The sequence below is a fragment of the Paenibacillus sp. FSL R5-0490 genome, from assembly GCF_001956215.1.
Classification (GTDB): domain Bacteria; phylum Bacillota; class Bacilli; order Bacillales; family Cytobacillaceae; genus Cytobacillus.
Window position 1 is genome coordinate 95,439 of record NZ_MRTQ01000011.1, and the last position, 24,395, is coordinate 119,833.

25 protein-coding genes, 1 pseudogene and 1 riboswitch are annotated in these 24,395 nt (G+C 41.9%); of the genes and pseudogenes, 21 read left to right on the top strand and 5 right to left on the bottom strand.

From position 1 onward, the window contains the following. Positions 1-88 precede the first annotated feature (88 nt). Positions 89-565 (bottom strand): hypothetical protein, encoded by a 477-nt coding sequence (locus tag BK139_RS11160; protein WP_076258599.1) that lies wholly within the window; start codon positions 563-565, stop codon positions 89-91. 244 nt (positions 566-809) lie between these two features. Here BK139_RS11160 and BK139_RS11165 point away from each other — a divergent pair, with 244 nt between their 5' ends. The 6 genes from BK139_RS11165 to BK139_RS11190 all read left to right on the top strand — a co-directional run bounded on the left by BK139_RS11165 (position 810) and on the right by BK139_RS11190 (position 6,026). Then, on the top strand, positions 810-1,019 hold the full coding sequence (locus tag BK139_RS11165) for a hypothetical protein (protein ID WP_076258601.1): 210 nt from the start codon (positions 810-812) through the stop codon (positions 1,017-1,019). Between the two features lie 370 nt (positions 1,020-1,389). After that, positions 1,390-3,153 carry a Rieske (2Fe-2S) protein gene (locus BK139_RS11170; protein WP_076258603.1) on the top strand — a complete coding sequence of 588 codons (1,764 nt, stop codon included), beginning with the start codon at positions 1,390-1,392 and terminating at the stop codon, positions 3,151-3,153. 502 nt (positions 3,154-3,655) lie between these two features. Next, entirely contained in the window at positions 3,656-3,862 is a 207-nt protein-coding gene (locus BK139_RS11175) for a helix-turn-helix transcriptional regulator (RefSeq protein ID WP_076258605.1), read from the top strand. A 2-nt stretch (positions 3,863-3,864) separates the two neighbouring features. Then, the gene (locus BK139_RS11180) at positions 3,865-4,293 is read left to right on the top strand and encodes a hypothetical protein (RefSeq protein WP_139325619.1); all 429 of its coding nucleotides are present in this window, start codon (positions 3,865-3,867) and stop codon (positions 4,291-4,293) included. Positions 4,294-4,310: 17 nt separating this feature from the next. Next, a complete protein-coding gene (locus BK139_RS11185; RefSeq protein WP_076258609.1) occupies positions 4,311-4,850 on the top strand; it encodes a small multi-drug export protein in 540 nt (179 codons plus the stop codon). A 327-nt stretch (positions 4,851-5,177) separates the two neighbouring features. After that, positions 5,178-6,026, top strand: a complete 849-nt coding sequence (locus BK139_RS11190; protein WP_076258611.1) for a sialate O-acetylesterase — start codon at positions 5,178-5,180, stop codon at positions 6,024-6,026. A gap of 276 nt (positions 6,027-6,302) precedes the next feature. Here the strand turns inward: BK139_RS11190 and BK139_RS11195 are convergent, their stop codons facing one another. The 3 genes and pseudogenes from BK139_RS11195 to BK139_RS11205 all read right to left on the bottom strand — a co-directional run bounded on the left by BK139_RS11195 (position 6,303) and on the right by BK139_RS11205 (position 9,174). Then, positions 6,303-7,307 carry a DUF3231 family protein gene (locus tag BK139_RS11195; protein ID WP_076258613.1) on the bottom strand — a complete coding sequence of 335 codons (1,005 nt, stop codon included), beginning with the start codon at positions 7,305-7,307 and terminating at the stop codon, positions 6,303-6,305. Between the two features lie 811 nt (positions 7,308-8,118). Further along, a pseudogene (locus tag BK139_RS11200) lies at positions 8,119-8,658 on the bottom strand (cupin domain-containing protein); the annotation flags it as partial. Positions 8,659-8,757: 99 nt separating this feature from the next. After that, on the bottom strand, positions 8,758-9,174 hold the full coding sequence (locus BK139_RS11205) for a hypothetical protein (RefSeq protein WP_076258615.1): 417 nt from the start codon (positions 9,172-9,174) through the stop codon (positions 8,758-8,760). A 418-nt stretch (positions 9,175-9,592) separates the two neighbouring features. Here BK139_RS11205 and BK139_RS11210 point away from each other — a divergent pair, with 418 nt between their 5' ends. Continuing rightward, positions 9,593-10,015, top strand: a complete 423-nt coding sequence (locus BK139_RS11210; RefSeq protein WP_076258618.1) for a VOC family protein — start codon at positions 9,593-9,595, stop codon at positions 10,013-10,015. 116 nt (positions 10,016-10,131) lie between these two features. Further along, positions 10,132-10,590: an SRPBCC family protein gene (locus tag BK139_RS11215; protein ID WP_076258620.1), complete on the top strand. Its 459-nt coding sequence runs from the start codon at positions 10,132-10,134 to the stop codon at positions 10,588-10,590. Positions 10,591-10,932: 342 nt separating this feature from the next. On the opposite strand, the gene BK139_RS11220 is transcribed toward BK139_RS11215, so the two are convergent. After that, positions 10,933-12,036, bottom strand: coding sequence for a GerAB/ArcD/ProY family transporter (locus BK139_RS11220; RefSeq protein WP_076258726.1), 1,104 nt, complete (start codon positions 12,034-12,036; stop codon positions 10,933-10,935). Between the two features lie 368 nt (positions 12,037-12,404). On the opposite strand from BK139_RS11220, the gene BK139_RS11225 reads away from it, so the two are divergent. The 13 genes from BK139_RS11225 to BK139_RS11285 all read left to right on the top strand — a co-directional run bounded on the left by BK139_RS11225 (position 12,405) and on the right by BK139_RS11285 (position 24,390). Next, entirely contained in the window at positions 12,405-12,686 is a 282-nt protein-coding gene (locus tag BK139_RS11225) for an MFS transporter (RefSeq protein WP_286148558.1), read from the top strand. Between the two features lie 51 nt (positions 12,687-12,737). After that, positions 12,738-12,914, top strand: a riboswitch (cobalamin riboswitch). Between the two features lie 233 nt (positions 12,915-13,147). Beyond that, positions 13,148-14,770 (top strand): precorrin-3B C(17)-methyltransferase, encoded by a 1,623-nt coding sequence (gene cobJ / locus BK139_RS11230; RefSeq protein WP_076258622.1) that lies wholly within the window; start codon positions 13,148-13,150, stop codon positions 14,768-14,770. A gap of 9 nt (positions 14,771-14,779) precedes the next feature. Beyond that, a complete protein-coding gene (gene cobK, locus BK139_RS11235; protein ID WP_076258625.1) occupies positions 14,780-15,550 on the top strand; it encodes a precorrin-6A reductase in 771 nt (256 codons plus the stop codon). Further along, a complete protein-coding gene (locus BK139_RS11240) occupies positions 15,538-16,212 on the top strand; it encodes a precorrin-8X methylmutase (protein ID WP_076258628.1) in 675 nt (224 codons plus the stop codon). The genes cobK and BK139_RS11240 overlap by 13 nt, the downstream gene beginning before the upstream one ends. Beyond that, complete coding sequence (locus tag BK139_RS11245) at positions 16,187-17,323, top strand: cobalt-precorrin-5B (C(1))-methyltransferase (RefSeq protein ID WP_076258631.1); 1,137 nt, start codon at positions 16,187-16,189, stop codon at positions 17,321-17,323. The genes BK139_RS11240 and BK139_RS11245 overlap by 26 nt, the downstream gene beginning before the upstream one ends. Continuing rightward, positions 17,298-18,491, top strand: a complete 1,194-nt coding sequence (locus BK139_RS11250; RefSeq protein WP_076258728.1) for a bifunctional cobalt-precorrin-7 (C(5))-methyltransferase/cobalt-precorrin-6B (C(15))-methyltransferase — start codon at positions 17,298-17,300, stop codon at positions 18,489-18,491. Before BK139_RS11245 ends, BK139_RS11250 begins: the two co-directional genes overlap by 26 nt. Continuing rightward, positions 18,492-19,196, top strand: a complete 705-nt coding sequence (gene cobI, locus BK139_RS11255) for a precorrin-2 C(20)-methyltransferase (RefSeq protein WP_076258633.1) — start codon at positions 18,492-18,494, stop codon at positions 19,194-19,196. Beyond that, complete coding sequence (cobM, locus tag BK139_RS11260) at positions 19,193-19,975, top strand: precorrin-4 C(11)-methyltransferase (protein ID WP_076258635.1); 783 nt, start codon at positions 19,193-19,195, stop codon at positions 19,973-19,975. Before cobI ends, cobM begins: the two co-directional genes overlap by 4 nt. Beyond that, positions 19,968-21,104, top strand: coding sequence for a cobalt-precorrin 5A hydrolase (locus tag BK139_RS11265; protein WP_076258638.1), 1,137 nt, complete (start codon positions 19,968-19,970; stop codon positions 21,102-21,104). The genes cobM and BK139_RS11265 overlap by 8 nt, the downstream gene beginning before the upstream one ends. Continuing rightward, the gene (locus BK139_RS11270) at positions 21,101-22,486 is read left to right on the top strand and encodes a cobyrinic acid a,c-diamide synthase CobB (protein ID WP_076258640.1); all 1,386 of its coding nucleotides are present in this window, start codon (positions 21,101-21,103) and stop codon (positions 22,484-22,486) included. Before BK139_RS11265 ends, BK139_RS11270 begins: the two co-directional genes overlap by 4 nt. Then, a complete protein-coding gene (locus BK139_RS11275; RefSeq protein WP_076258643.1) occupies positions 22,455-23,084 on the top strand; it encodes a precorrin-2 dehydrogenase/sirohydrochlorin ferrochelatase family protein in 630 nt (209 codons plus the stop codon). Before BK139_RS11270 ends, BK139_RS11275 begins: the two co-directional genes overlap by 32 nt. Further along, positions 23,081-23,842, top strand: coding sequence for a uroporphyrinogen-III C-methyltransferase (gene cobA / locus BK139_RS11280; RefSeq protein ID WP_076258645.1), 762 nt, complete (start codon positions 23,081-23,083; stop codon positions 23,840-23,842). The genes BK139_RS11275 and cobA overlap by 4 nt, the downstream gene beginning before the upstream one ends. Continuing rightward, on the top strand, positions 23,836-24,390 hold the full coding sequence (locus tag BK139_RS11285) for a nitroreductase family protein (protein ID WP_076258648.1): 555 nt from the start codon (positions 23,836-23,838) through the stop codon (positions 24,388-24,390). Before cobA ends, BK139_RS11285 begins: the two co-directional genes overlap by 7 nt. The last annotated feature ends 5 nt before the right edge of the window (positions 24,391-24,395 follow it).

Consider the following 24,395-nt stretch of genomic DNA (forward strand, 5'->3'; position numbering starts at 1 on the left):
CAAGTATTCGACTCGGAAATCTCCCTGTTTGTTTTCGGTGCGTTGCTTTCCTTCTCCTATGAATAATGGACGTCAAGTCAGTTCTTGGTCATTTAATTGCTTTGGGCTGTTCCAACACTTCTTCCTGCCACAATTGATACAGATAGAGGATGAACGCAAAACCGACCATCATAGCAACAATAGCTATTGTAGACAAAGTCGATTCACTCGAAACAAGCCCCATCCGTTGCCATACTGGGTAAACAATGTACATAAAAGATCCGTCCAAAAGTATATTAACAGCCAAATACATCCAAAATTTCCTGAAAGTAAAGTGGAATACCCAGATAACTATAACTAAATATGCTCCATACACCCAAGGAACCGGTACGACTATATCCCATCCGAACAGACTGGAACCTGTCTCTTTCCACCATCCGTAATGATAAGCCGCCTGATATGCCAAGGTATGAATAACGGTCATAAATAGAGCGACAGGCATGTACCTGCGTACAGTATCCATTTTTAAAAAGAACAAGGACGCCCAAGGCAATATCAAGAGTGACCAGAGAATAATCTGTTTCATGTTTGTAAAACCCCACATTAGTTTTATATGTAGTGTACTCTCGGTGCATATATTTATTCGATTATTCGATAAAGGTCACTGAAACACCGACTTGGTTATGCAGATTTGCATTTCATTTGGGTATGAATTTTTGCTTTGAGCTGCGAAAAAAAGGGGTTTTACAGCCATTTCATTTAATTTGTGAAAGTAAGTGTGTATTCGGAGAGGGGTCACTCAAAGGGAGAGCAGGAGGGTAGCTTTTATTATGGAATATGATCCAAAACCAAATAAAATTCATGTTCTGCAAATAAGCAACTCTGAAGAATCGGAGGTTAAAATAAGTAACAATCATTTCACAGCGCCTGCCCAAAAAGGGATATATTACTATTCATATGGAGCCTGGTGGATGGATGAAAAGAAAGAGAATACATCTACTGGTGATGCTAATTATGCATTTGCCATAGAAGTAAAGTAATTTTTCTTCTTTAGCTAACGGGTTAGCGGAGCAGGTTACTTTAAGAACGTATCAGATAACACTCTTGCTTATAATCTGTGTATTAAATTCAGAATTGAAGGTTACCAGTCATAGTCGTTGTAAGAGGAGGCAATTCAAAAAACAGCTGAATAACCAAGAGGCGATTAAGATTCATAAGATTATCAATATATGAAGAGTCACTGGAAGCGAGAGCATACCGAAGTTAACCTTTGTTTTTGGGTAGATTCTCAGACTTTTGGATGAAAAAAGTCCACACCTATGAAGGATTCCTGTATTCCATCAATAATATAAAATAATAGATAACAATTATTGTAAGTCTTCTATGAATTCTTTAGGGAGAGTGATACCATTGTCAGAATTGATTTATGCCAGTTCATTAAAGACGCTTGAAGATGAAGGTGCAAAGGTCATTAAAGGTGGAAATCAAGCAATTGCCGTATTTGTGTACGAAAAACAAGTCTATGCGGTGGATAACCGTTGTCCGCATATGGGCTTTCCCCTTCATACTGGAAGCCTATGTGATGGGATTTTGACGTGTCACTGGCATCATGCCCGCTTTGATATTAAAAGCGGCGGAACCTTGGATCCATGGGCAGATGATGTCCCTACTTATCCTGTCGAGATTAAGGGTGATGAGGTTTGGGTTCACCCGGTTCCTTTTAATAAGGTGACAATCGAAAAATTCAGGCAGCGATTACGTGACGGCCTTGAGCAAAATATTAGTCTGGTCATCGCCAAATCAGTTGTCGGATTGATGGAAGCTGGTTTTCCAGCGACAGAGATAGCAAAAATCGGCGTCGAATTCGGAACAACACATCGGAGGGGTGGATGGGGATCGGGATTAACGATTTTAACAGCCATGACCAATGTATTGCCCAAATTGGATAAAACCGGGCAGGTTTTAGCGCTGTTCCAAGGCCTGGTTCATATTGCACGGGAAAGTTCCGGTATGGGAACACGCTTTTTGCTTGGATCCCTCCCTGTATCAAATGAAAAGAATACCCAATCATACGAGCAATTATCAGAATGGTATCTTCATTGTGTGGAGGTGCGTGATTCACAGGGAGCTGAGCGTGTGCTGTTGACCGCGATACAATCGGGATTCTCGGACGAGCAGCTTGCTGACATGATGATGACAGCGGTTACGGATCATTTTTATGTAAATACAGGTCATACTCTTGATTTTCATAATAAAGCATTCGAGATTATAAATCAGATTGGTATTGAGCACCGGCCCTATGTATTGTCATCCTTGCTGCCTGGTATCAGTGATGTATCCCGCAGTGAAGAATCCCATAGCTGGCAATCACCTGTGAATCTGGTCAAACCCTTAAAGGAGGCGTTCCAGGAATTACCTGATATCCTTGCTGATGATACATCACGAGGGGACGCTGGTATAGATGAACCAGCCTTGGTTGAACAAATTTTATCAGATAACCCTATTAAAACGGTAAATATGATGATGGATGCACTTAAAAACGGCGTCACTCCTTCCCGGTTGGCCCAGCTCGTAACTTTAGCGGCTGCTGATCGGATTTCCCGCTTCCATGTACAAAATGATTTTAGGGATTGGATTACTGTACTTCATACTTTTACTCACGCACATGCTGTACACGAATCGTTACGCCGCTCTGCTACGCCTGAATTGACCCGGGCTGTTTTTCATGGAGCAATGAGTGTATATCTTGATCGTTTTCTCAATACACCATCCGCCAGAAGGCCGGAACCAAAGGATGTGGAAACTGAACCGCAATGTCCTTTAGAATTGTTGGAGATGATGAATCAGCAGCAGCAAGTTTCGGAATCAGCAAGATGGGTAGTGAATTACCTGGCACGCGGCGGTGATAAAAGCGAACTCTTCAATACGCTCGGTCACGCTTTACTAAGAGAGGATGCAGAGTTTCACTCATTTCAAATGTATGAAGCAGCAATGGTCGAACACGATCATTGGGAAAAAGAGGATTCAGAGCTTGCCAGCTATGCACGGGAAACATTGATCCTTGCAGTAACACGTTATCTGGCAGGCCATGCCCCAACTGCGAGAGAAATGCCGCATACAGCACAAATTGCCATGCGCCTCCACCGGGGAGAAAAATTATTTGAAGATGATTGATCAATCGATGACTAGTCAGAATCAGAACAAGAAGGACAACCAATCGTATCATGCTGATCAACACTTTTATAAACCTGTTTTAAAAGTGTCTAATCCCTTGTATATAAGGGGTTAGGCACTTTTTTATTATCATAATTAACCTTACGAGCCTAAGGGGAGTGGAAAAATCATCTTGACTATTATCCAACAAACTGGCCATATTGTTGAATAACTGCCTATATATATTGATAAGCCTCAATAAATATTGATGAAAACATGTACCATCAGCTGTAAGGCGGCGAAATCATCGAATTAAAACCTTATATTCCACAGGAACTTGAAGGCTTCCAATGCAAATTTGGAGGTTCTTTTTCTTTTCATAGATAAGTCCTTTTGGATATCTATCATAACCTCAACTAAGTTAAGTGGTATGTAATCTTAACAAAATGGAAAATATCCTTGACCTAATGTTAAGTATTATTTACAATTAAGAGGCAGGAAATGGTAATAGGGGATGTTAAATATGCTGAGAAATAAAGTGAAGGAATTAAGAGCGAGGCATAATTATACTCAATCTGATTTAGGTAATTTGGTTGGAGCTACCCGCCAAACCATTGGCATGATTGAAAAAGGTGACTATGCTCCTTCTGTACTGTTAGCATTGAAAATTGCTCAAGCATTACGTGTGGATTTAGAGGAACTGTTTTGGATAGAGGGGGAGGATGAGTGATTATGGAACGGTTTTTGCGTTCACCTTTTACAATGAGCGTGTTTCTGATTGGGCTTGCGGTCATTTATTCAATGAGCATCATTTTGGAGCAGCGGAATAACATGACGACTATTATTTTTGCTGCTTATATTATTTTTGTCATCATCTATTTCGGAACAATGGTTTATTTTAACCGTAAATTCCCAGACCGGAAGATTCGTATTCTTACCTTCATCCCTTATGAGCTGAAGGAAGAAGATGAAGGGCACCAATTTATTACGTATCGTGCTTGTCGAAAAGTGTATATCTATTATTATTTTGCGATTCCGGCAGCTATTGTAGCGGTTGTACTGTTTAGAAATGTCGAGCTGCTCCCTGTCATCACTTTGACTGTACTTGGCATTGGGCAGTATTTTATTTTTTGGTCGGAAGTTAAAAAACTTTATGAATAAAGAGGAGGATAAAGGATATGGTTTTATCGTATATTTTTGTATTTCTTCTGGCAGCAATTCCGTTATTTGAACTTATTACTGTCATTCCATTGGCTATCATCGGTGGTTTATCTCCAGTATTGACAGCGATGGTTGCCTTTTTAGGGAATGCTCTGACAGTCGTTTTGTTGATTATTTTTGTGGATCAAGTGAAGAAATGGATGAGAAAGAGAAAACAAAAGCGTATGCAAGAGATTATGCATGTGGAAGAAGTTGCAGCAGCACAAGCAGATGCTGAGGGCATGGAAGAGTCGAAAAAAAGCAAGCGTGCCCGTGTACTTTTTGATAAATATGGCTTACCCGGCTTAGCGATTATTGGCCCTTTTTTCGTCGGATCTCATATATCCGCGTTTATGGCTATGAGCTTTGGTTCGACAAGAAAGAGGGTAACCGGCTGGATGCTGGCCAGTTTATTCCTTTGGACAGTCATTATCTCTGTAGCTGCAAGTTATGGAATCACCTATTTTATGCCTCATGTCGAAGAAGATGGCTTTTTAGTGCGCCTATTCAGCAACTAACATTTCATTAGAGACTTTTAAGGTCCTTCATACTCATTCAGTAAGCGGGCGCTTTTCCGAAGTATAGAAAGCGTCCTTTTTCTTTAGTAAGTGTTACTTGGTTCGGAGAATATGCTATATTATTCGGACAAATTTAGTTATTCTGCATGGTTAGGTGAGAAAGAAAGGGGAAGTATACTTTATACCCGTACCACTTCTAAGGATGAATGATACGGCAGATGTATTACGGAAGGCCCAAAAGGCGTATGAGTGTGATGCACATTGGCTTGTCTATTTATTATCAGGCCATTAATTTGAATTAAAACTCGACAGAAGGAAGGAAACTCTATGAAATCTATACTGTTAATCGGACAATCCAACATGGCCGGCAGAGGATTTATGGACGATGTGTCTCCAATTTATAATGAGCACATTCAAATGCTGCGAAACGGCAGATGGCAGATGATGGCGGAGCCAATTCATTTTGATCGCCACGTATCTGGTATTGGGCCGGCAGCCTCTTTTGCTCAGGCTTGGACAGAGGACCATTCAGGCGAGGGGATTGGGCTCATTCCATGTGCCGAGGGAGGAAGCTCTATTGATGATTGGGCTATAGATGGAGTATTAACCAGACATGCGATTTCTGAAGCAAAATATGCAATGGAAACAAGTGAATTTGCGGGGATTCTATGGCATCAGGGAGAAAGCGACAGTTACGGAGAACGATATAAAACATACGAAGCTAAACTGATTTCCTTATTCGAGCACTTGAGAGAAGAATTGAATGCACCGGATGTCCCGATCATTATAGGTGAGCTGGGGCATTATCTTGGACAGTCGGGATTTGGGAAAAGTGCGGTAGAATATAAACAAATAAATGAGATATTATCTAAAGTGGCTCATTCCGAAAAGAATTGCTTTTTCGTAACATCAAAAGGCTTAACGGCAAATCCAGATGGCATACATACTGATGCTGTTTCCCAAAGAAAATTTGGATTAAGATACTATGATGCTTTTTCAAAACAAAAGCATGTTTTAGATACTTTAGATATAGAAGAAGGCTGGATTGAAAAGGCAGCGAAACGAGAACTAACGAGAAATGAACGTATATTTGTTGAAAGTACGAAGTTTGCCTTAGGGGAAATGAGTTTTGAGGAGTTTTCTAGTGCTGTCTCCAATATTAATGAAGGTAAGTAACCAACAAGCGGGCGCACTTCACAAATAAGGAATGCGTCTGCTTTTATTTATATGTAAAAGGCTATAGCCAAAAGCCATAGCCTCTATTTGGATATATTATTTTTTATTTTTGTTAGTACAATGATGTGATTCAATTCAACTTTGGACGTTGTTGGAACAAATAGCTCTACTTTCTGCCATCATTTTACGGCAAAAATTGATAAACTCTTGACTCTGATGTAAGCAAAAAGAGGTAAGCTGCAGAATATCTTGGTTAGTTCTCTCCTTTTGTATAAGTTAGGATTCATTAAGTTTCTTTCGATCAATGGGCTGTGGAGGCTGCTCCATCCATCCTCGTTCAATCAAAAGTTTAAGTCCTTCTTCACCGTATTTTAAAACCTCGGTTGTAATTAAGGAATAATGGAGAGCTAAATCTTTTCGCATTGAGACAGATAATGCATCCGCAAGTGCAGACACTGCAATTTGGTTTGCCGTAGCTATTATAAAAAGAATTAACCTGTCAGAAAACGGAGAAACAGTTGAATTACTTACTTCCACAGGTAATGGGAAACCAATATAATGATCACTATCTTTCAATAATTTTTCATACGTTTCCACTTGCTTTTCAGCTAGTTTTTTCCCTTTTAATAAATAATTCTTTATTTCCTTATCTTTTGTTACCTGTATTAATCCTATTAAAAGGATCAAACCAATGGCATTTCTTTCAATTTCGACGAAAATTTCTGATATTTCTATGGAATTTAGAGGTCCTTTTTCGCCTAACCAAGTAGTTAGTAATGAGGGTCGATTCTGAATGTATTCCGCATTTTCTGGATATTCCATTTTTGGAGGCCGATCGAGTATTCCTTTAGAAAGCATAATGCTTAGTGCTTTCTGATGTATTTCCGTCTCACGGTATAAACACTCTTTGAAAAGTTTGTATACATCTAACCGAGTCACTCGTTGTAAAACATTTGCATAACTTGGGATAATAACCTGTCCTCCACGATAAAGGAAGCTTAATGCAAATAAGTCTGTATATAAGGGAGGGGCTGATAAATCAATATCTTTATCTGAGAACCCATTTGGTATTGGGAACCCTTCTTCTCCGAATATGTATTCAATTTTTTCAATAATTGATTCAACTAAAACCAATACCTCTTCAATAATTGACTTTATTTCCTCATCTTGAAGATGCTGTAGAAAATGTTTGTAAAAACATCTTACTGCTGTGTTTGAAATGTATATTTTCCAAAGAGCTGCGATTTCAGCTGTAGTTAATTTAACTTTACGTTCTTCCATAAAAAACAACCTCCTAGTGAATAGTATGTCTATAGGGGATGAAAAAAATAACCCAATATAATTTTTAATATAGCCATTAGAGTTTTGGCGTATTTAAGAGAACTTTTAGATGCTGCTGATGCAGCATTTTTTATTGTAATAAAGGGGGAGGTGCGTTGAAGAAGGGCATTGATATGGTTTATAGAATAAAAAATTAAAATTAAGATTATGGAAGGGTTTGATTAGTAGGAGAGAAAATCAATTTAATTTGATAGTGAAGACTAGAAATTTTCTAAAGGAACCCATTTATAGTCCAAATCATAAGAGTTAAGTTTATTTCTTAATCCCATAAACGAGGTGCTTTTTATGGAAAAGGGACAAATAATAAAGCGCAGGGGAAAATTTCGCAGCTCTATCAGTGGCCGGCATTGACACCCAAAGAGCAGGTTAAAAATAATTTTTAAATGCGGGATCAGATTTACTCGATGCTAAGGACACACTTATTAAAGGGAGCTCCTAACTACTCAGGAGAAGATACGATGTCACGCGACATTGATCATTTGGCAAGGAGAAGTGGAAGTTTTATGAGGAACTTCTTAAAAAGGGCTCGGTCAAAAGAGCCATTTACCCTTTTAAAGTTTGAAGAGAAGCAAATTTAAATTTCTATAAGAAATGCAGGATTTGATTGTCCTTAGAGTTGATTTGAAAGAGGACAACGAAATAGATCTCAATTTAGCTAAAAATAGGGGAGTTACTCCTCCTTTTTTATGTAAATATGGTGATTTTCGAGTAATGGTTTGCTTGTCTTAATAAAGATGGTAACCATGGCCGATTAAGACAAGCAGCAGTTATCCGGAAGAAAACTAATTTCTCTATTCAGGAATCTCTTTTCATATGCTAATTTTAAAATAATCTCCTTATATTGAGGGTATTTAGATAAAAGGTCTGCTTGTGTGAACAGTTCGAAATCCTGAAATTCAAAGCCTGGAGAAACCATGCAGCCTACCAGTGAGAATGTATCTGCCTCCATAACAGACGAACCAAAGATTGAATCCTTCGGCACTAAAGCTTGAGGTACTTCTCCATTATCAAGGTTTAATCCTAATTTGATTTCTTCATATTCACCATTTTCATTGATGATATGTATGGTTAATGGACTTCCATCGTGAAAATACCATAATTCATCCGATTTCAATCGATGAAAATGGGATACATCATTGGAGGTTAATAAGAAATAGATACTTGTATAGAGCTTGCGTGTTCCCGCAAATTTCACAGACAATTCTTGATCAGAAGTACATTCCTCTGATTGAAAAGTTCTTTTATAATATCCTCCTTCTGGATGAGGAGTTAATCCAAGCTTTGAAACCCATAATGCTCATTCTTCATTTTAAATGCTCCAATCCCTGCATAAATAAATACCAAAAAAGTTCCTTAAGTTGGCTTAACCTATTTTTTTAGTACCTGTAACTTATTTTTCCTTAGAAAAGTCATTATAATTTTTGAACTTTGAAGGCCACTTTTTCTTCTTTAAGTACTTTTCATTAAGCACTAAAATCTTCCCGCTCTCAGCGGGTGTGTATTTTTTATACACTAGTTTATATTTTTCAAATGCCAAGTGCCCTAAAATATAAATTGGTAAGATCATGAAAATGAGGATTACCAATTGCATTAACCAATTTAATTCATCTCCAATGATATAAATCGTAAATACAGCATGTGCTGCAAAAGAAACCATTAATGTGAGAAGCACATTAGATAGATGAAAAGGGATCATTTTATTTTTTTCCCGGAACATTCGCTCTAGTTCATTTTTGATAAAAAGTGTAGTAAATACAGATATCACAATGACAACAAGGGAAACAAAATATGTAAGAAAAGTGTACATGTTTTCCGCCCACGCTCCTTCAAATACAATAGAAGAAAAAGCTGATCATCAATTATACTTACTATCGCTATCATGGTCATAAAACCGCTTTTTTATGGGAGCCTCAATAAAAAGTAAATGTCTGAGATTAAAGGATTAAGACGCTTAGTGTCTAAATCTTTGTTTTGTTCAGAAAAAAATTTTATATTCATTGTAACACAAAAAATAATAAAGATTTTGGCTGAACTAGAAGAAGTAAAGCGTGTAGATTAATTTAGCTTCGCTTAGTAAAATTTTTGTTCCGCCTAATTGAAACAGCCCTTGTGAATATAAACCACTGAATAATTAAAATTATCAGAATTTTTAATGTTATTAACGAGCTTGTTGGTTATAATAATATTTGGAGCACATATCCAATAAAATTTGAGGATCTGAAATCATGCAATTTATTCCTTATTTAAAGTTGAACGGAAACGCAAGAGAAGCAATTGGATTTTACGAAAAGGTTTTTCATGCCGAAAATTTAGGAGTGATTACATTTGGTGAAATGCCTGCCAGCCCGGATTTTCCTTTGCCAGAGGATGCAAAAGACCTTGTTGCACACGGGACGATAAAGGTTGGTGAGTCAGCTATTATGTTTTCAGATACATTCCCAGGTCAGCCAGCTCAAGAGGGGAACCTAGTGACCATTTGTATTACCTTTGACAATGCAGACAAAGCCAGGCAAGTTTTTGATGCCTTACAGGATGGGGGAAGAGTTGAAATGCCGCTATCAGAAACAAGCTTTAGTCCTGCTTACGGGGTCATTAAAGATAAATTCGATGTAACCTTTCAAATTTATACAGAAGGACATCAAGGTTAGTACATACGATATAGGAGAAAAACGGCTTTGCGAAAATATCAAAGCCGTTTTTTTATGACTCGTTTATTGAATGGGTAAGCTTTTAATAATTGAACAATTGGAAAGGAGTATACATAATGACGAACCTGAAAGAAGTATCTATTTCAAAAGTGGAGATGCTTATCAGAAAACCTGTTAAGGAGGTATTCGATGCTTTTATCGATCCTTCGATTACTACTAAATTCTGGTTTACCAAAAGCAGCGGAAGATTAGACAAGGGAAAACGACTCCGCTGGGATTGGGAGATGTATGGAGTTTCTGCTGAACTTGACGTAATAGAATTGGAACAAAACAACAGAATTCTTATCAAATTTGACGATGATACTTCGGTAGAGTGGATGTTTACACCCCGTACAGAAGGAACTTTTGTCACCGTCATTAACGCAGGTTTTAAAGGAAGTCCAGATGAAATAATTAATCAAGTGATAGATTCAACTGGCGGTTTTACGATTGTTCTGTGTGGTTTAAAAGCACTTCTTGAGCATAACATCATTTTGAATCTTGTTTCGGATAGATTTCCTGACGCGCAAGTATAAAGTTAAGAATATCTTTACCCTTAGAGCAAGTGGTAAACAAATTGATTTAACAGCACTGACAAATTTTGAATGGGATGCAGCAGTTCAAGGCATTTGGCCATGATCCAAAAAATGATTTAACTAGGAGTGGATAATGAGAAATTAAAGAATGTGGTACGTTGCCCGGATTTCAGGAGAATGGAGTCTGGATCCTCTATTATTCCGAAAAAATCAAATATATTTGCAGAAATAAGGTACTTAAGCGAATACAAATATATTCAGCAAATTATTATGCTTGCCGGTTAAAGCCAAAAGAAAATACATCCGGCAAGCAGCAGAACCAGCCCCATTAAGATAAGCTTTTCATTTCTTTTTACCCTTCTTTTTTACCCTCTTGGCAATCATGATAGCGGCAAAGAGCAAGGGAATATAAATGAACGTAAAGCCAAACCCTATTTTCCCAAAAAATTCATTAAGCATACTGATCCTTTCGCGCGTATTAATAAAGTTAATCAGTATTAATAAAGCACTGACAACAAAAAACACTCCAATCTTTTGTCTAATATTAAAGATTCTCTTGATAAGTCTCGAACAGATCCAGATGGCAATACACACATTCGGAAGCATAATTAAGTTCCAGTTTGCAATTCCAATATATTCGAAACGTTCCACAAAAGGCATTTCTACAATTTTCCACATGGTCAAAGTGGGCCAGACCTCTTTAGCAAGCAGATCTTCCGAATAATAGGCAAACGTAATGACTGCTAAAATAGTATAGATCAAGGTAGTGGTAAAAACAGCAAGGTGTGCCCACTTTTTGGATTTCTTTGGTTCCTTTATAAAAGGATAAATGAATAGAATAATCTCAAATCCGATGAAGGTAAGCGACATCTTGTAGGAACCGATGAGAAGTTCTTTAACGGAATGGTCCCAAATTGGCAGTAGATTGTAGAAATTTGAAAATTTAATGGCCCAGCCAAATGTGAGAAGGAGATAAGCAGGCAATACAAGACCGAAAAAGGCTATACCGACTACGGTTCTGAACCCTCCAAAAATGATATAAGTACAAAGTATCATGAATCCAAAGGAGAACCAGAAAGTGCTAAGATCCGGAAACATCCACACTTGAATGATTTCGATAAATGTTCGTGCTATGGCTAAGACATACAAAAAAAAGTAACCTATGAAAATGGAACTGATTGCTTTGCCGATAAAATTGCCCAGAAGGTACTTATGGGCTGTCACAAAATCACCATCAACCGTTTCGGCAATTTTATAGTTCATCCAAAGGATGACATGTATGCAACCCCCGGCAAACAGGATGGAGATCCAGGCATCATAGCCTGCATCCTTTGCGATATCTCTCTGATAGCTAAGAACCCCAATGCCAATTTGCATGGACATAATTAAATAAAATACTAAAAATGGGGATATCTTCAATCTGTCTGGTATTGGCTGCTCCTTTATTTGGTTCACCTCCGTTTCATGATTTGGTATCTGGCTGTGGTAAAACTGAGTTCCCACTCCGGCGTTATTCATCAACTTTTTATCTTGTGTTCTTTTTTTGCTAAAGGGGGTAGGCTGTTTATTAAAGTAAGACCAAAGCGTACATTTGTTTTTTGACTATATTAAAAATTTATTGGAATAAAAAGATTTTTCCCATACCTCATGCTGGACTTCATCCTTAATCCTGTTTAGTCATAAGTAAATCACCATTATTTTCTGCATTACTCTTAATATTACCGGTGCTGGAAAACTTATGAATGGAAGGCAATAAAAAGTGTGGCGGTACATAGTTACAACATCCACAAAGTTTCCTTTCTATCATTTGGGGAATGTCTGTCATCGCAGATTCTGCCCAGTTTTCTTCTGCAGTTTCAGAAGTTTCTGAAGTTGAGTATGTAGGAACAGCCCTGACTTTTCAAATGTGTTTTGGTTTCCTGATCACTATATTTTCTATAAACCTTATTCCTATTATTCAGAGGTTAGTTGGCTGGGAATGGGTCTTTGCCTCTTTAGCGATTGGACCGATTCTTGGAATGGTTTCTATGGTCCGGTATAAACGGCATGAATTTTATAATGCCAAAGCTACTAACACAGCATTAAAAAAATTATGAAAAAAATAATATGTCAAAATTGGTCATTATATGTTATATTAGTAAAAAATTAATATATCAATTTAAATAAGTGCTCACTTTGTGAGGTAAAAGGGAAACCAGTGAAAGTCTGGTGCAGCCCCCGCTACTGTAAGAGCTGATGAAATTACAAAGCCACTGAGAAATCGGGAAGGTGTAAGAGTAAGAAGAAGCTTAAGTCAGGAAACCTGCTTATTTAAACGACACTTGCTTTTCGGAGGGAGAAGTATAGGCGGGACAATTATGATCAATTGTTTTTGGGTTTCAGTATGCTTATTTTTATACTGTCATTTCATATGCCTGTATTCCTTTGAAAAGGAGTGCAGGCATTTTTTATTTTGCAAGAAGCATTGAACTTTGAGAATTAGATGGCGCAGGCCGCCTGCTCGAGCAGTACGGCAGCAGACATGGCGCATGTGCATTTCTTAATTGGAGGTAAGCCTATGAAAAAGGGAAAAATCTTTGTTGTCGGCTTTGGTCCGGGCGATCGTGAGCATATAACCAAGCGGGCTGTGGATGCGCTGCAGCAGAGTGATTGCATTATTGGCTATAAAACTTACGTAGATCTGATCGAGACATACGTAACAGCAAGTTCGATTGTCAGCACAGGGATGACTGAAGAGGTATCCCGTGCGCAGGATGCAGTGAAAAGAGCGGAAGCCGGCCAAATTGTTTCTGTGATTTCGAGCGGTGACTCGGGCGTTTACGGCATGGCCGGCCTAGTGTATGAAGTGCTGATCGAATTGGGCTGGAAAGAAGAAGAAGGAATCGAAGTGGAAATTGTTCCTGGCATCTCTGCGATTAATTCATGTGCGAGCTTACTGGGTGCACCTGTCATGCATGACTCCTGCACCATCAGTCTGAGTGACCATTTAACACCCTGGACGGTAATCGAAAAGCGCATTGAAGCAGCCGGAATGGCAGATTTTGTCATTGCATTATATAACCCGAAAAGCGGCCGGCGGACACGGCAGATTGTCGAGGCACAAAGGATTCTATTAAAATATCGTTCTCCTGATACACCAGTGGGGCTTGTGAAAAGTGCTTACCGTGAAAATCAGAATGTCATTCTGACGACACTGGCGGAAATGCTTGATCACGATATAGGCATGCTGACAACAGTTGTGATCGGGAATTCCTCCACTTTCTTTTATGACAATAAAATCATTACGCCGAGAGGCTACCAGCGCAAGTATACGCTTGGGGAAGAGAAGCAAAGCTTAAAGCCGCATCAGCGTTTAAAAAAGGAAGCGGAGCCATGGGCATTAAATCAGGAAACCGGGGAAGCAGTGCCCGGCTACGAGCAAATTGAAAGCAAAAAACAAGAATCCAGTTCACTGAATATGGCTTTAAAGGCTTTATCAATGGTGACGAAATCGGAGATTGACCAAACACATTTGGTGCAGCAGCCAATCGAAGATATTTTTGAATTTGCGGTTTCGCCTGGTGTAGCCAATAAATTTGTTACAGCTGACCAAATGCGTGTACTGGCAGAAGCTGTTGGCGAGAAAGGCACCATGGAATATACACCGGATCACCGATTCTTAATCAAGATTCCAACCGGACGGCCACAGTCAATTGTGGAAAAACTCGAACAGCATGATCTGACAGTCATGCCGGTAGGTGATGTTCTAAATGTAAAAGCCTGCGATTTTTGCTACGGGGAGAAGGCAGAATCCATTCCATATGCAGAGGAAATTGCAGCTGAACTTGGCGGCTTAAAGCTACCAAAGGAACTGCATATTGGCTTTAATGGCTGCGGTATGGCCTGTTATCGGGCGGTATTTGATGATATCGGCATTGTTTACCGCAAGAAGAAGTTTGATTTATTTATCGGGGCAAAGCCGGTTGGCCGTACAGCCCATGCTGCCCAGCCGGTGGCAGAGGGAATTGAGCCTGAACAGCTGGTGCCGTTATTAAAGGAGATTATCGAAGAATACAAAGAAAATGCGCATCCGAATGAACGGCTTTTTAAATATTTTAAGCGCGTGAAAAAAATTCAGTATTTTACCTATCAGGATATGAGCTCCAAGATCGAAGTAGAGCCGGCACCATGCGGGGATTAGGAGGATCTCATGATTTTATTTTTAGCAGGCACAAGTGATGCGAGAGCATTAGCCATTCAATTGAAAAATCAAGGTTATCCCTTATTGGCAACCGTTGTCACAGAATCGGCAGCTGACAGCTTGAAAGCTGAAGGCATTTCTTATAAAGTGGGTCGGCTGACAGAAAATGACATGATTGAACTGATTCAGATGCAAGAGGTGACCACTGTGATTGATGCCAGTCATCCCTACGCGGAAGAAGCGTCAAAAACGGCCATGGCAGCAGCTAAAGCATGCAGCATTCCTTACATACGTTACGAAAGGCCAAAGGAACAGTTTATCTCACCGCTCATCACTGAAGCTGAAAGCTATGAGGAAGCAGCAAAATTGGCTCAATCGCATAAAGGGACAATCATGCTGACAACCGGCAGCAAAACGCTGGAAATCTTCACAAAATATCTGATGCGGGAGGAGATCCGGCTTGTATGCAGGATGCTCCCAAACATAGGAAACATGGAAAAATGCGATAAGCTTGGCGTTAAACAAAAGGACATCATTGCGATCCAGGGGCCATTTTCCGAATCATTAAACAAAGCTCTTTGTGAGCAATACGGTGTAACCCTGATGATTACAAAAGAAAGCGGCAAAGTGGGATCTGTGGATGAAAAAATGACAGCTGCTCTGGAGATGGGGATTCCTGTTATTTTGATTAAGCGGCCGCCACTTCATTATGAAAACTTTTGCACTTCTTTCGAAGAAGTGACTCAAAAATTGGGAGGGCTTTACACATGGCAAACATGAACTTTAATACCACATTTGTACCGGTAACGGTAGATCCGGATAAAATTTATGATCACAGCTTCGCGATTATTAAAGAGGAGATGGGTGAGCATCCATTTACAAATGAGCAGTGGCTGGTGGTTCGGCGTGTCATCCATGCCTCGGCCGATTTCGAGCTGGGGCGAAGCATGATTTTTACACCAGATGCCATTGAAGCAGGGGTTCAATCGATTTTAGCAGGCCGTCATGTCGTGGCAGATGTACAGATGATTGAAAGCGGGTCAGGACGCAAGCGATTCCAAAAGCATGGCGGGGACCTGCATTGTTATATTGCGGATGAAGATGTTTCTAAAGAAGCAAAGGCACAGGGAACAACACGTGCGATCATTTCCATGCAAAAAGCAACGAGTCTGCATGAAGGGGGCATCTATGCTATCGGCAATGCGCCAACAGCACTGCTGGAATTGATTCGTTTAATTAAAGAAGGCCTAGCAAAACCTGACTTAATTATTGGCATGCCAGTCGGCTTTGTATCAGCGGCAGAGTCCAAAGCCGAGCTGGCCGTGCTTGAAGGGATCCCATTTATTACGAATGCAGGGAGAAAGGGTGGCAGTACAGTGACGGTCGCTGCGCTGAATGCCATTTCGATTATGGCGGATGAACGGGCAAAAGCAGCGAAATAAAAAAGATCCATCCCAAATGCGGCACGGCTATACGACAGGTGCCTGTGCCGCAGCCATGACAAAGGCAGCGCTGCAGGCACTTGTGACCGGAGAGGTGCCAAATGAAGTTACGATTTATCTGCCGGTTGGCCAGTATGCCACTTTTAAAGTGACGGCTTTTGATCGGTCAGATGGCCGGGTCATGTGCGAAACGATCAAAGATGCCGGGGACGACCCGGACGCCACACATCAGGCACGAATTCAAAGTACGGTCACTTATGCCATAACAGAAGGCATCCATTTAGATGGCGGGATCGGTGTAGGACGGGTCACGAAAGCCGGGCTGCCAGTAGCGGTAGGGCAGGCAGCGATCAACCCGGTGCCGCGTAAAATGATCCATGGTGTCGTCCAGGAAGCAATGGACAAATATAAAGTAAATCGGGGCATTGAAGTAGTCATTTCGGTTCCGGACGGTGCAGAAATAGCTGAAAAAACATTGAATGGCCGATTAGGAATTATCGGAGGAATCTCGATATTAGGAACAAGGGGAACGGTGGTTCCATTTTCCAGTTCCGCCTATATGGCAAGTATCGCTCAGGCGATCAATGTCGCAAAAGAAGCAGGATGTGATCATTTAGTCATCACAACAGGCGGACGCAGTGAAAAATTTGCCATGAAGCAGTATCCGCATTTGCCGGAAGAAGCCTTTATCGAAATGGGCGACTTTGTCGGTTTTACTTTGAAGAATATAGCAAGGAAGAAGATTCCCAAAGTCTCTCTTGTAGGGATGATGGGGAAATTCTCAAAGGTTGCACAGGGAGTTATGATGGTGCACTCAAAAAGTGCACCAGTCAGTTTCGAGTTTTTAGCAGGTATGGCCAATAAAGTGGAAGTCAGCGAGGAAATTCAGCAGGACATTTTACAGGCAAATACGGCTTCACAGGTTGGTGAAATCCTGCAGGGAAACGAAGAATTCTTTGAAGCCCTTTGCCGAAACTGCTGTTATTATGCACTGAATCATATGAACGCAAACGTCAAAGTATCGACAACTCTGTATGCCATGAACGGAAGCTGTCTAGGAAAGGCTGAGAATATTGACAAATTGGATGAAGATGATTGGTATCGGGGATAATGGCGCGGCAGGCTTGCTCCCCTCATACATAGACTGGATTCATGAATGTGAGGTCCTGGTCGGCGGGGAACGCCATTTGCAATTTTTCCCGGGGTTTACTGGAGAGAAAAAAGTAATTAAAGGCGGCTTGGCGGCCTTAACGGCTGACCTGCAGCAGGAAACACGCAATACGGTTATTTTGGTGTCGGGTGATCCGCTGTTTTATGGGCTTGGCGGTGTATTGGCAAAAAAGCTTCCATTGGAGATTTATCCTTATACAAGCTCTGTTCAGCTCGCTTTTTCAAAAATGCAGGTAAGCTGGCAGGATGCGTATATTGTCAGCCTGCACGGCCGTTCTATTAAAGGTTTTGCCCAAAGAATCGACGGTCGGAAAAAGATTGCTATTTTAACAGATGAAAAGAATACACCACAGGCCATTGCAGCGTATTTAAAGGAGTTCGGCATGACGGAGTATGATGCCTTTGTTGCTGAAAATCTGCAGGGGGAAAATGAACGCTGCCGCTTTTTCACCTTGGACGAAATGGAGCAATCATTCTTTTCTCCTTTGAATGTGGTGATTTTAAAGCAGCGTATGTCTGTGGAGCGTGCCTCACTGGGAATTCCGGATGACAGGTTCGTACAGAGAAAGCCGGATAAAGGCCTGATTACGAAAAAGGAGATCAGGACTCTCTGTCTGCAGGAGTTAGAGCTAAAGGAAAACAGCATCGTCTGGGATATTGGAACCTGCACAGGGTCCGTTGCGATTGAAGCAGCGAAAATAGCCCGGGAAGGTGCGGTGTATGCGATTGAAAAGAATGAGGGTGATCTGGGAAACTGCCTGGAAAATCAATTAAGACATCGGACAGATTTCACGGCCGTCCTTGGAAAGGCACCTGAGAGGCTGGATGAATTTCCTGATCCGAATGCTATTTTTATAGGCGGAAATGGCGGGAATATGGAGCTTTTATTGCAGATATGCCTTTCACGGCTGCAGCCAAATGGCCGGCTCGTTATGAATATTGCCACGATCGAAAATCTCGCAGAAGCGATGCAGCATTTGAAAAATCTGGGCTGTGAAGTATCCGTATTGCAGGCACAGATTTCTAAAAGCAAGCCAATTTTGCATTTAACGCGCTTCCAACCGTTAAATCCCATTTTTATTGTGACTGCAAAGAAAGGAAAGAACTAAATGAGAATCGGAACTTTATATGGATTAGGAGTCGGGCCGGGAGATCCGGAATTAATCACGGTAAAAGCATTCCGCAAATTGCAGGAAAGCCCGGTCATTGCTTATCCAAAAAAATTAAGAGGCAGTAAATCCTACGCCCATCAAATTGTAGACATGTATATAAATCCCGAAGAAAAAGAAATGCTTGGTTTGGTTTTTCCAATGACAAAAGACGAAGAGACATTAAGGGCTGAATGGACAAAATCCGCAAAAGCTATTTATGGCTTTCTGTCTCAGGGAAAAGATGTAGCATTCGTGACGGAAGGGGATCCGATGCTGTTCAGCACATTTATCCATTTAATGAAGCTGATGCAGAAGATGCATCCCGATGTTCCAATTGAAACGGTAGCTGGCATCTCGTCTTTTAATGGTTCTGTTAATCGCTTGGGAATACCCCTGGCTGATGGCGATGACCATGTCGCGATGATTCCGGCAACCGAGAATATGGTGGAAATGCGGCGGGTGATTGAAACTCATGATGCGATTGTCTTCATTAAAGTAGCGAAAGTATTGGACGATATGCTGAACTTATTGGAGGAAATGGATTTATTGGACAAAACACATGTTGTAACAAAGGTTACATCTGACGAAGAGGTTATATGGAATGTCCATGAGCTCCGGGGAGCTGAGTTAAATTACTTGTCATGTATGGTGGTGCGCAAATGAAAAAAATTTGGATTATCGGAGCAGGACCAGGAGATCCCGATTTAATTACGGTAAAAGGCTTAAAACTATTAAATAAGGCTGATGTTGTCATGTATACCGACTCCCTTGTCAGCGAGACATTAGTATCGGAAGCCAAGGAGTCGGCAGAGATTATCCGCACAGCCGGAATGCATCTTGAAGAAATGGTGGATTGTATTGCTAAACGAGTCCATGCTGGTAAAACGGTTGTACGTTTACATACAGGCGACCCGGCGATGTACGGGGCAACGATGGAGCAAGTGGCACTATTGAAACAGCACGATATAGGCTGTGAAGTTGTGCCGGGGGTGAGTTCTGTTTTTGCCTCCGCAGCAGCAGTCGGGGCAGAACTGACGATTCCGGATTTAACACAAACGCTTATTTTAACAAGGGCTGAAGGGCGGACACCAGTGCCGGAGCGTGAAAAATTACAGGCTTTGGCCAGCCATCATTGTACAATCGCGATGTTTCTGAGTGCGACCTTAACAAAGAAAATCACAAAGGAACTGCAGGCAGCCGGATGGGAAGACAATACACCCGTTGCGGTTGTGCAGCGTGCTTCTTGGCCCGATCAGAAAATTGTCCGCACCACACTGTCTGAGCTGGACGAAGCGATGCGTGTCAACGGAATCCGCAAGCATGCGATGATTCTGGCAGGCTGGGCATTGGACCCGCATATCCATGAAAAAGAATACCGCTCGAAGCTATATGACAAAACATTCACACATGGCTTCCGCAAAGGTGTGACGTCGAATGATTAGTTTGCGCGAATGTGAAATGCCGGTAATTGATAAGCGTAAACCCTATGCTCTTGTTGCCATTACAAAGCATGGGGTGGCGCATGCAAGAAGCTATGCGGAAACATTCCCGTATGCAGACCTGTATTATATGAAAAAATTCGAACAGGGTGATGAAGAAGCACGGCAAATTCAGTTATTTGATGGCACGGTCCGCCTATTATTGCCCGCATTATTCCAGCAGTATAAAGGGATTATCTGCATCATTTCCCTCGGTGCTGTCGTCCGCATGATTGCCCCGCTTTTGATCGATAAAAAGACGGACCCTGCCGTGCTGGTGGTTGATGATAAAGGCCAGTATGTTGTTAGTGTTTTATCCGGCCATATTGGCGGTGCCAATGCCTTAACCCATGAATTTGCCCATGCGATTGGGGCGTCCCCCGTTGTGACCACCGCATCAGATGTTCAAAAAACGATTCCCGTCGATTTATTTGGCGCCCAATTCGGGTGGATGTGGGATAGTGACGAAAAATTAACACCCGTCAGTGCATCGGTTGTCAATGAAGAGCATGTGGCAATCGTGCAGGAAACAGGTGAAAAGAATTGGTGGATGTACGACCGGGAACTGCCGGACAATCTAAAAATCTATCAATCTATAGAGGAAGCCATCAAGGCAAAGCCTCAAGCGGCACTCCTTATTACAGATCGCATTTTAGTGCCGCATGAAGAGGAGCTGCTTGAGAATGGCGTGCTGTACCGTCCAAAATCAATTGTTCTTGGGATTGGGTGCAATCGAGGCACGTCAATGGCAGAGGTTGAAAGAGTAATCGATGAGACATTGGCAGAGCAAGGTTTGAGCAAAAAAAGTGTCAAAGCGATTGCATCTATTAATCTGAAAAAAGACGAGGCAGCCCTGCTGGAATTAACAGCTAAATATAACTGGCCGTTTGTTACATACACACCTGAAGAGCTGAATGAGATTCCTATGCAGAATCCGTCGGACACCGTCTTTAAATATACCGGCGCGTATGGGGTCAGCGAGCCGGCGGCCATGAGATATGCAAAGGCGAAGGAATTGCTGCTGGCGAAAAAGAAGAGTGGCAATGTGACCATCAGCATTGCACGCATCAATTTTGAGGAGGGAAGAGGATGAATCGATTTGTTCTGGCCGGAACTGGAAGCGGTGTAGGAAAAACAACCTTCACGATCGGCATTATGCGTGCACTGATGAAGCGGGGGTTAACCGTGCAGGGCTTTAAATGCGGCCCGGATTACATTGACCCGGCGTATCACACAGCAGTCACCAACCGCCCTTCCCGAAATATTGATAGTTTCATGATGTCCCATGATACCGTGAATGCCATTGTCGCAAGAGCAAGCTGCGATACTGATGTATCAGTTATTGAGGGAGTGATGGGCTTTTATGACGGCAAATCACCATTATCCAATGAAGGATCTGCTGCCCATATTAGCGGGATTACAAAAAGTCCTGTCATATTAATTGTCAATGCGGCAAGTATGGCAAGAAGTGCGGCTGCGATTGTCAAAGGTTTTCAAATGCTTGATGAAAGCTCCCATATCGTTGGTGTCCTTGCCAATCAATTAGGAAGCAAAAGCCATTTTGACATTGTCAAATCAGCGATTGAACAAGAATGCGGAATTCCTGTCATTGGCTATCTCCCAAAAGGGGCTGTAGCAAAGATGCCAAGCCGTCATTTGGGGCTGGTGCCGGCCATTGAACGCGGTGATTTAGATTCCTATTTTGAAAGTTTGGCAGAAGCGATTGAAGAAACAGTCGATATTGATCAGCTTCTGGAATTAACGAAAGCCCAAGTCCTGGAGGTTTCCTCTTCGATTTTTGATGCTCAGCCGGAAAGACAGGAAGTACATATTGCGGTTGCCAGAGATGCGGCCTTTAATTTTTATTATGAAGAAAACTTAGAATTGCTGCGAGCCCATGGAGCCACATTGCATTTCTTCTCACCGCTCGACAACGAGGAAGTTCCTGAAAGAGCACAGGGGCTTTATATTGGCGGCGGCTTCCCGGAAGAGTTTGCTGCAGCATTGGCAAGAAATGAAGCATCAAAACTTTCTATCAAGGCCGCGCTGGAGAAGGGTCTGCCGACATTGGCAGAATGCGGCGGATTTATGTATTTAACAGAAGAAATTGTGGATCGAAAAGGACAGGCATTCCCGATGATCGGTGTAATTCCGGGCCGGGTCAGGATGCAGGATAAATTGGCTGCACTCGGGTATCGGGAAATCACAGGTGTTCCGGGCAACTTCCTAATGAATGAAGGAGAGCAGGCCAAAGGGCATGAATTCCATTACTCGGCATATGAAGGAGAGCACTCATCACCGGCTTACTTTAGCAAGGGCCGATTCCGCTCTCAGAAGGAAGGCTATTTAACTGATAATCTTGCAGCCGGCTATATACACTTTCATTTTGCATCGAATCCTCATCTTGTGAAGAATTGGCTGGCAGCTTGTTTGGAGGCAGAACATGAATTATTTCCCGTTATTAATGAATCTTGATTATAAAAAGGTGGTTATTGTCGGTGGCGGACATGTGGCACGACAGAAGGCTGAAGCGCTGCTGCCGACAAAAGCACAAGTATCTTTGATCAGCCCAACGGTGACAGAAAAATTGCAGCAATATATCAATAAAGGACTTCTGACATGGAAAGAAAAATCATTTGAACCGGCTGATTTAGATGACGCGGCCCTGATATTCGCTGTCACAAACGACGAAGAAGTAAACAATGCAGTGGAAGAAGCCGCACAGCATTGGCAGCTGCTCAGCCGGGCAGATGCAAAGGGGAGGGTGGATTTCATTAATCCCGCAGTTGTCCGCCGCGGTGAATTCGTTTTGACCGTATCTACATCTGGCGGGAGCCCGGGTCTGACCCGCAAAGTGAAGGGAGAATTAGCAGAGCAATATGGAGAGCATTACGCCCAGTATGTATCTTTTTTGAAGGAAGCCCGTCAGCGAATCTTAGAGAAATTTACCGGGAATGAGAAAAAGCAGCTGTTGGCAGAGCTTTTGGATCCTCAACTTTTGGAGTGGATGGAGCAAGGGGATAAGCAAAAATGTGAAGACTGGCTGCTTAAGCGTTTAGGAGAAAAGCAATGAGAGGATTTGTCTATATTGTTGGAGCTGGCCCTGGTGACCCCAAACTGCTGACAATTCGCGGATTGGAGTGCATTCAGCAGGCTGATGTCATTTTATATGACCGTCTGGTGAATAGTGAGTTATTAACACATGCAAAAGCAGATGCAGAGCTGATTTATTGTGGGAAAGAGCCGGGCAGGCATGGATTGATTCAGGATGAAATCCATCAGGTTCTGGTACAACAGGCAAACCTTGGCAGGCAGGTGCTGCGCTTAAAGGGCGGTGACCCTTTTGTATTTGGACGCGGCGCAGAAGAAGCAGCCATTTTGCGGGAAGCAGGTATTCCCTTTGAAATTGTTCCTGGAATAACCGCCGGGATTGCTGCGCCTGCTTATGCAGGCATTCCTGTGACACACCGTGATCACGCGGCAAGCTTTGCCATTGTGACAGGCCATGGCCGCGCCGAAAAGGAGCAGGACTATTTAAAGTGGTCTGCTCTTGCTCAAATTGACACGGTCGCTTTTTATATGAGCATTGGCAACATTGCTCACATTACGAAAAGCTTAATAGCCAATGGCAAAAGCGGAACAACCCCAGCCGCTGTTATTGAATGGGGCACAACTGCCAATCAGCGGACCATTACGGGAGCGCTCGAAAATATTGCAGAGGATATCCAGGTTCATGGCATCTCGAATCCATCGATGATTTTGGTTGGAGATGTGGTTGGAATAAGGGATCAAATTGCCTGGTTTATAGAAAAGGAGCATGAATTATGTTAGAAGCCATGAAAAAACGGCGTGCGATTCGAAACTTTGAATCGCGCGAAGTAGAACGGGATAAAATCGAAACATTATTGACAGCAGCCACATATGCACCAAATGACCGCATGCGTGAGCCGTGGCATTTCTATGTATTGCAGGGAGAAAGTTTAAAACGCTACGAGCAGGTTGCACTTGATTACCTGCAAAAACGCTTTCCGGCGAAGCCGCATTTAGTGAAAAGCTCCATGGAAGCCATCACGAAAACACCACTGATCATTGTTGTGACATCCGCCATTGTGGAAGGAGATGAAGGGGCGACAAAAGATAATGTCTTTGCCGTAAGCAGTGCAATCATGTCGATGTGGCTGATGGCCGAACAGCTGGGATTAGGGATGGTATGGCGTACAAGAGGCGTTGGCTTGGTGCATGATACAGCACTGCATGATTTTATTGGTGCATCCGGCAAGGAGCAATTAGTGGGGACGCTATGCATCGGCTATCCGGCAGAAGAAATTGCTGCCGAAAAAAAGCGTACCCCATTTGCTGAAAAGACAACTTGGCTGTAAGGAGG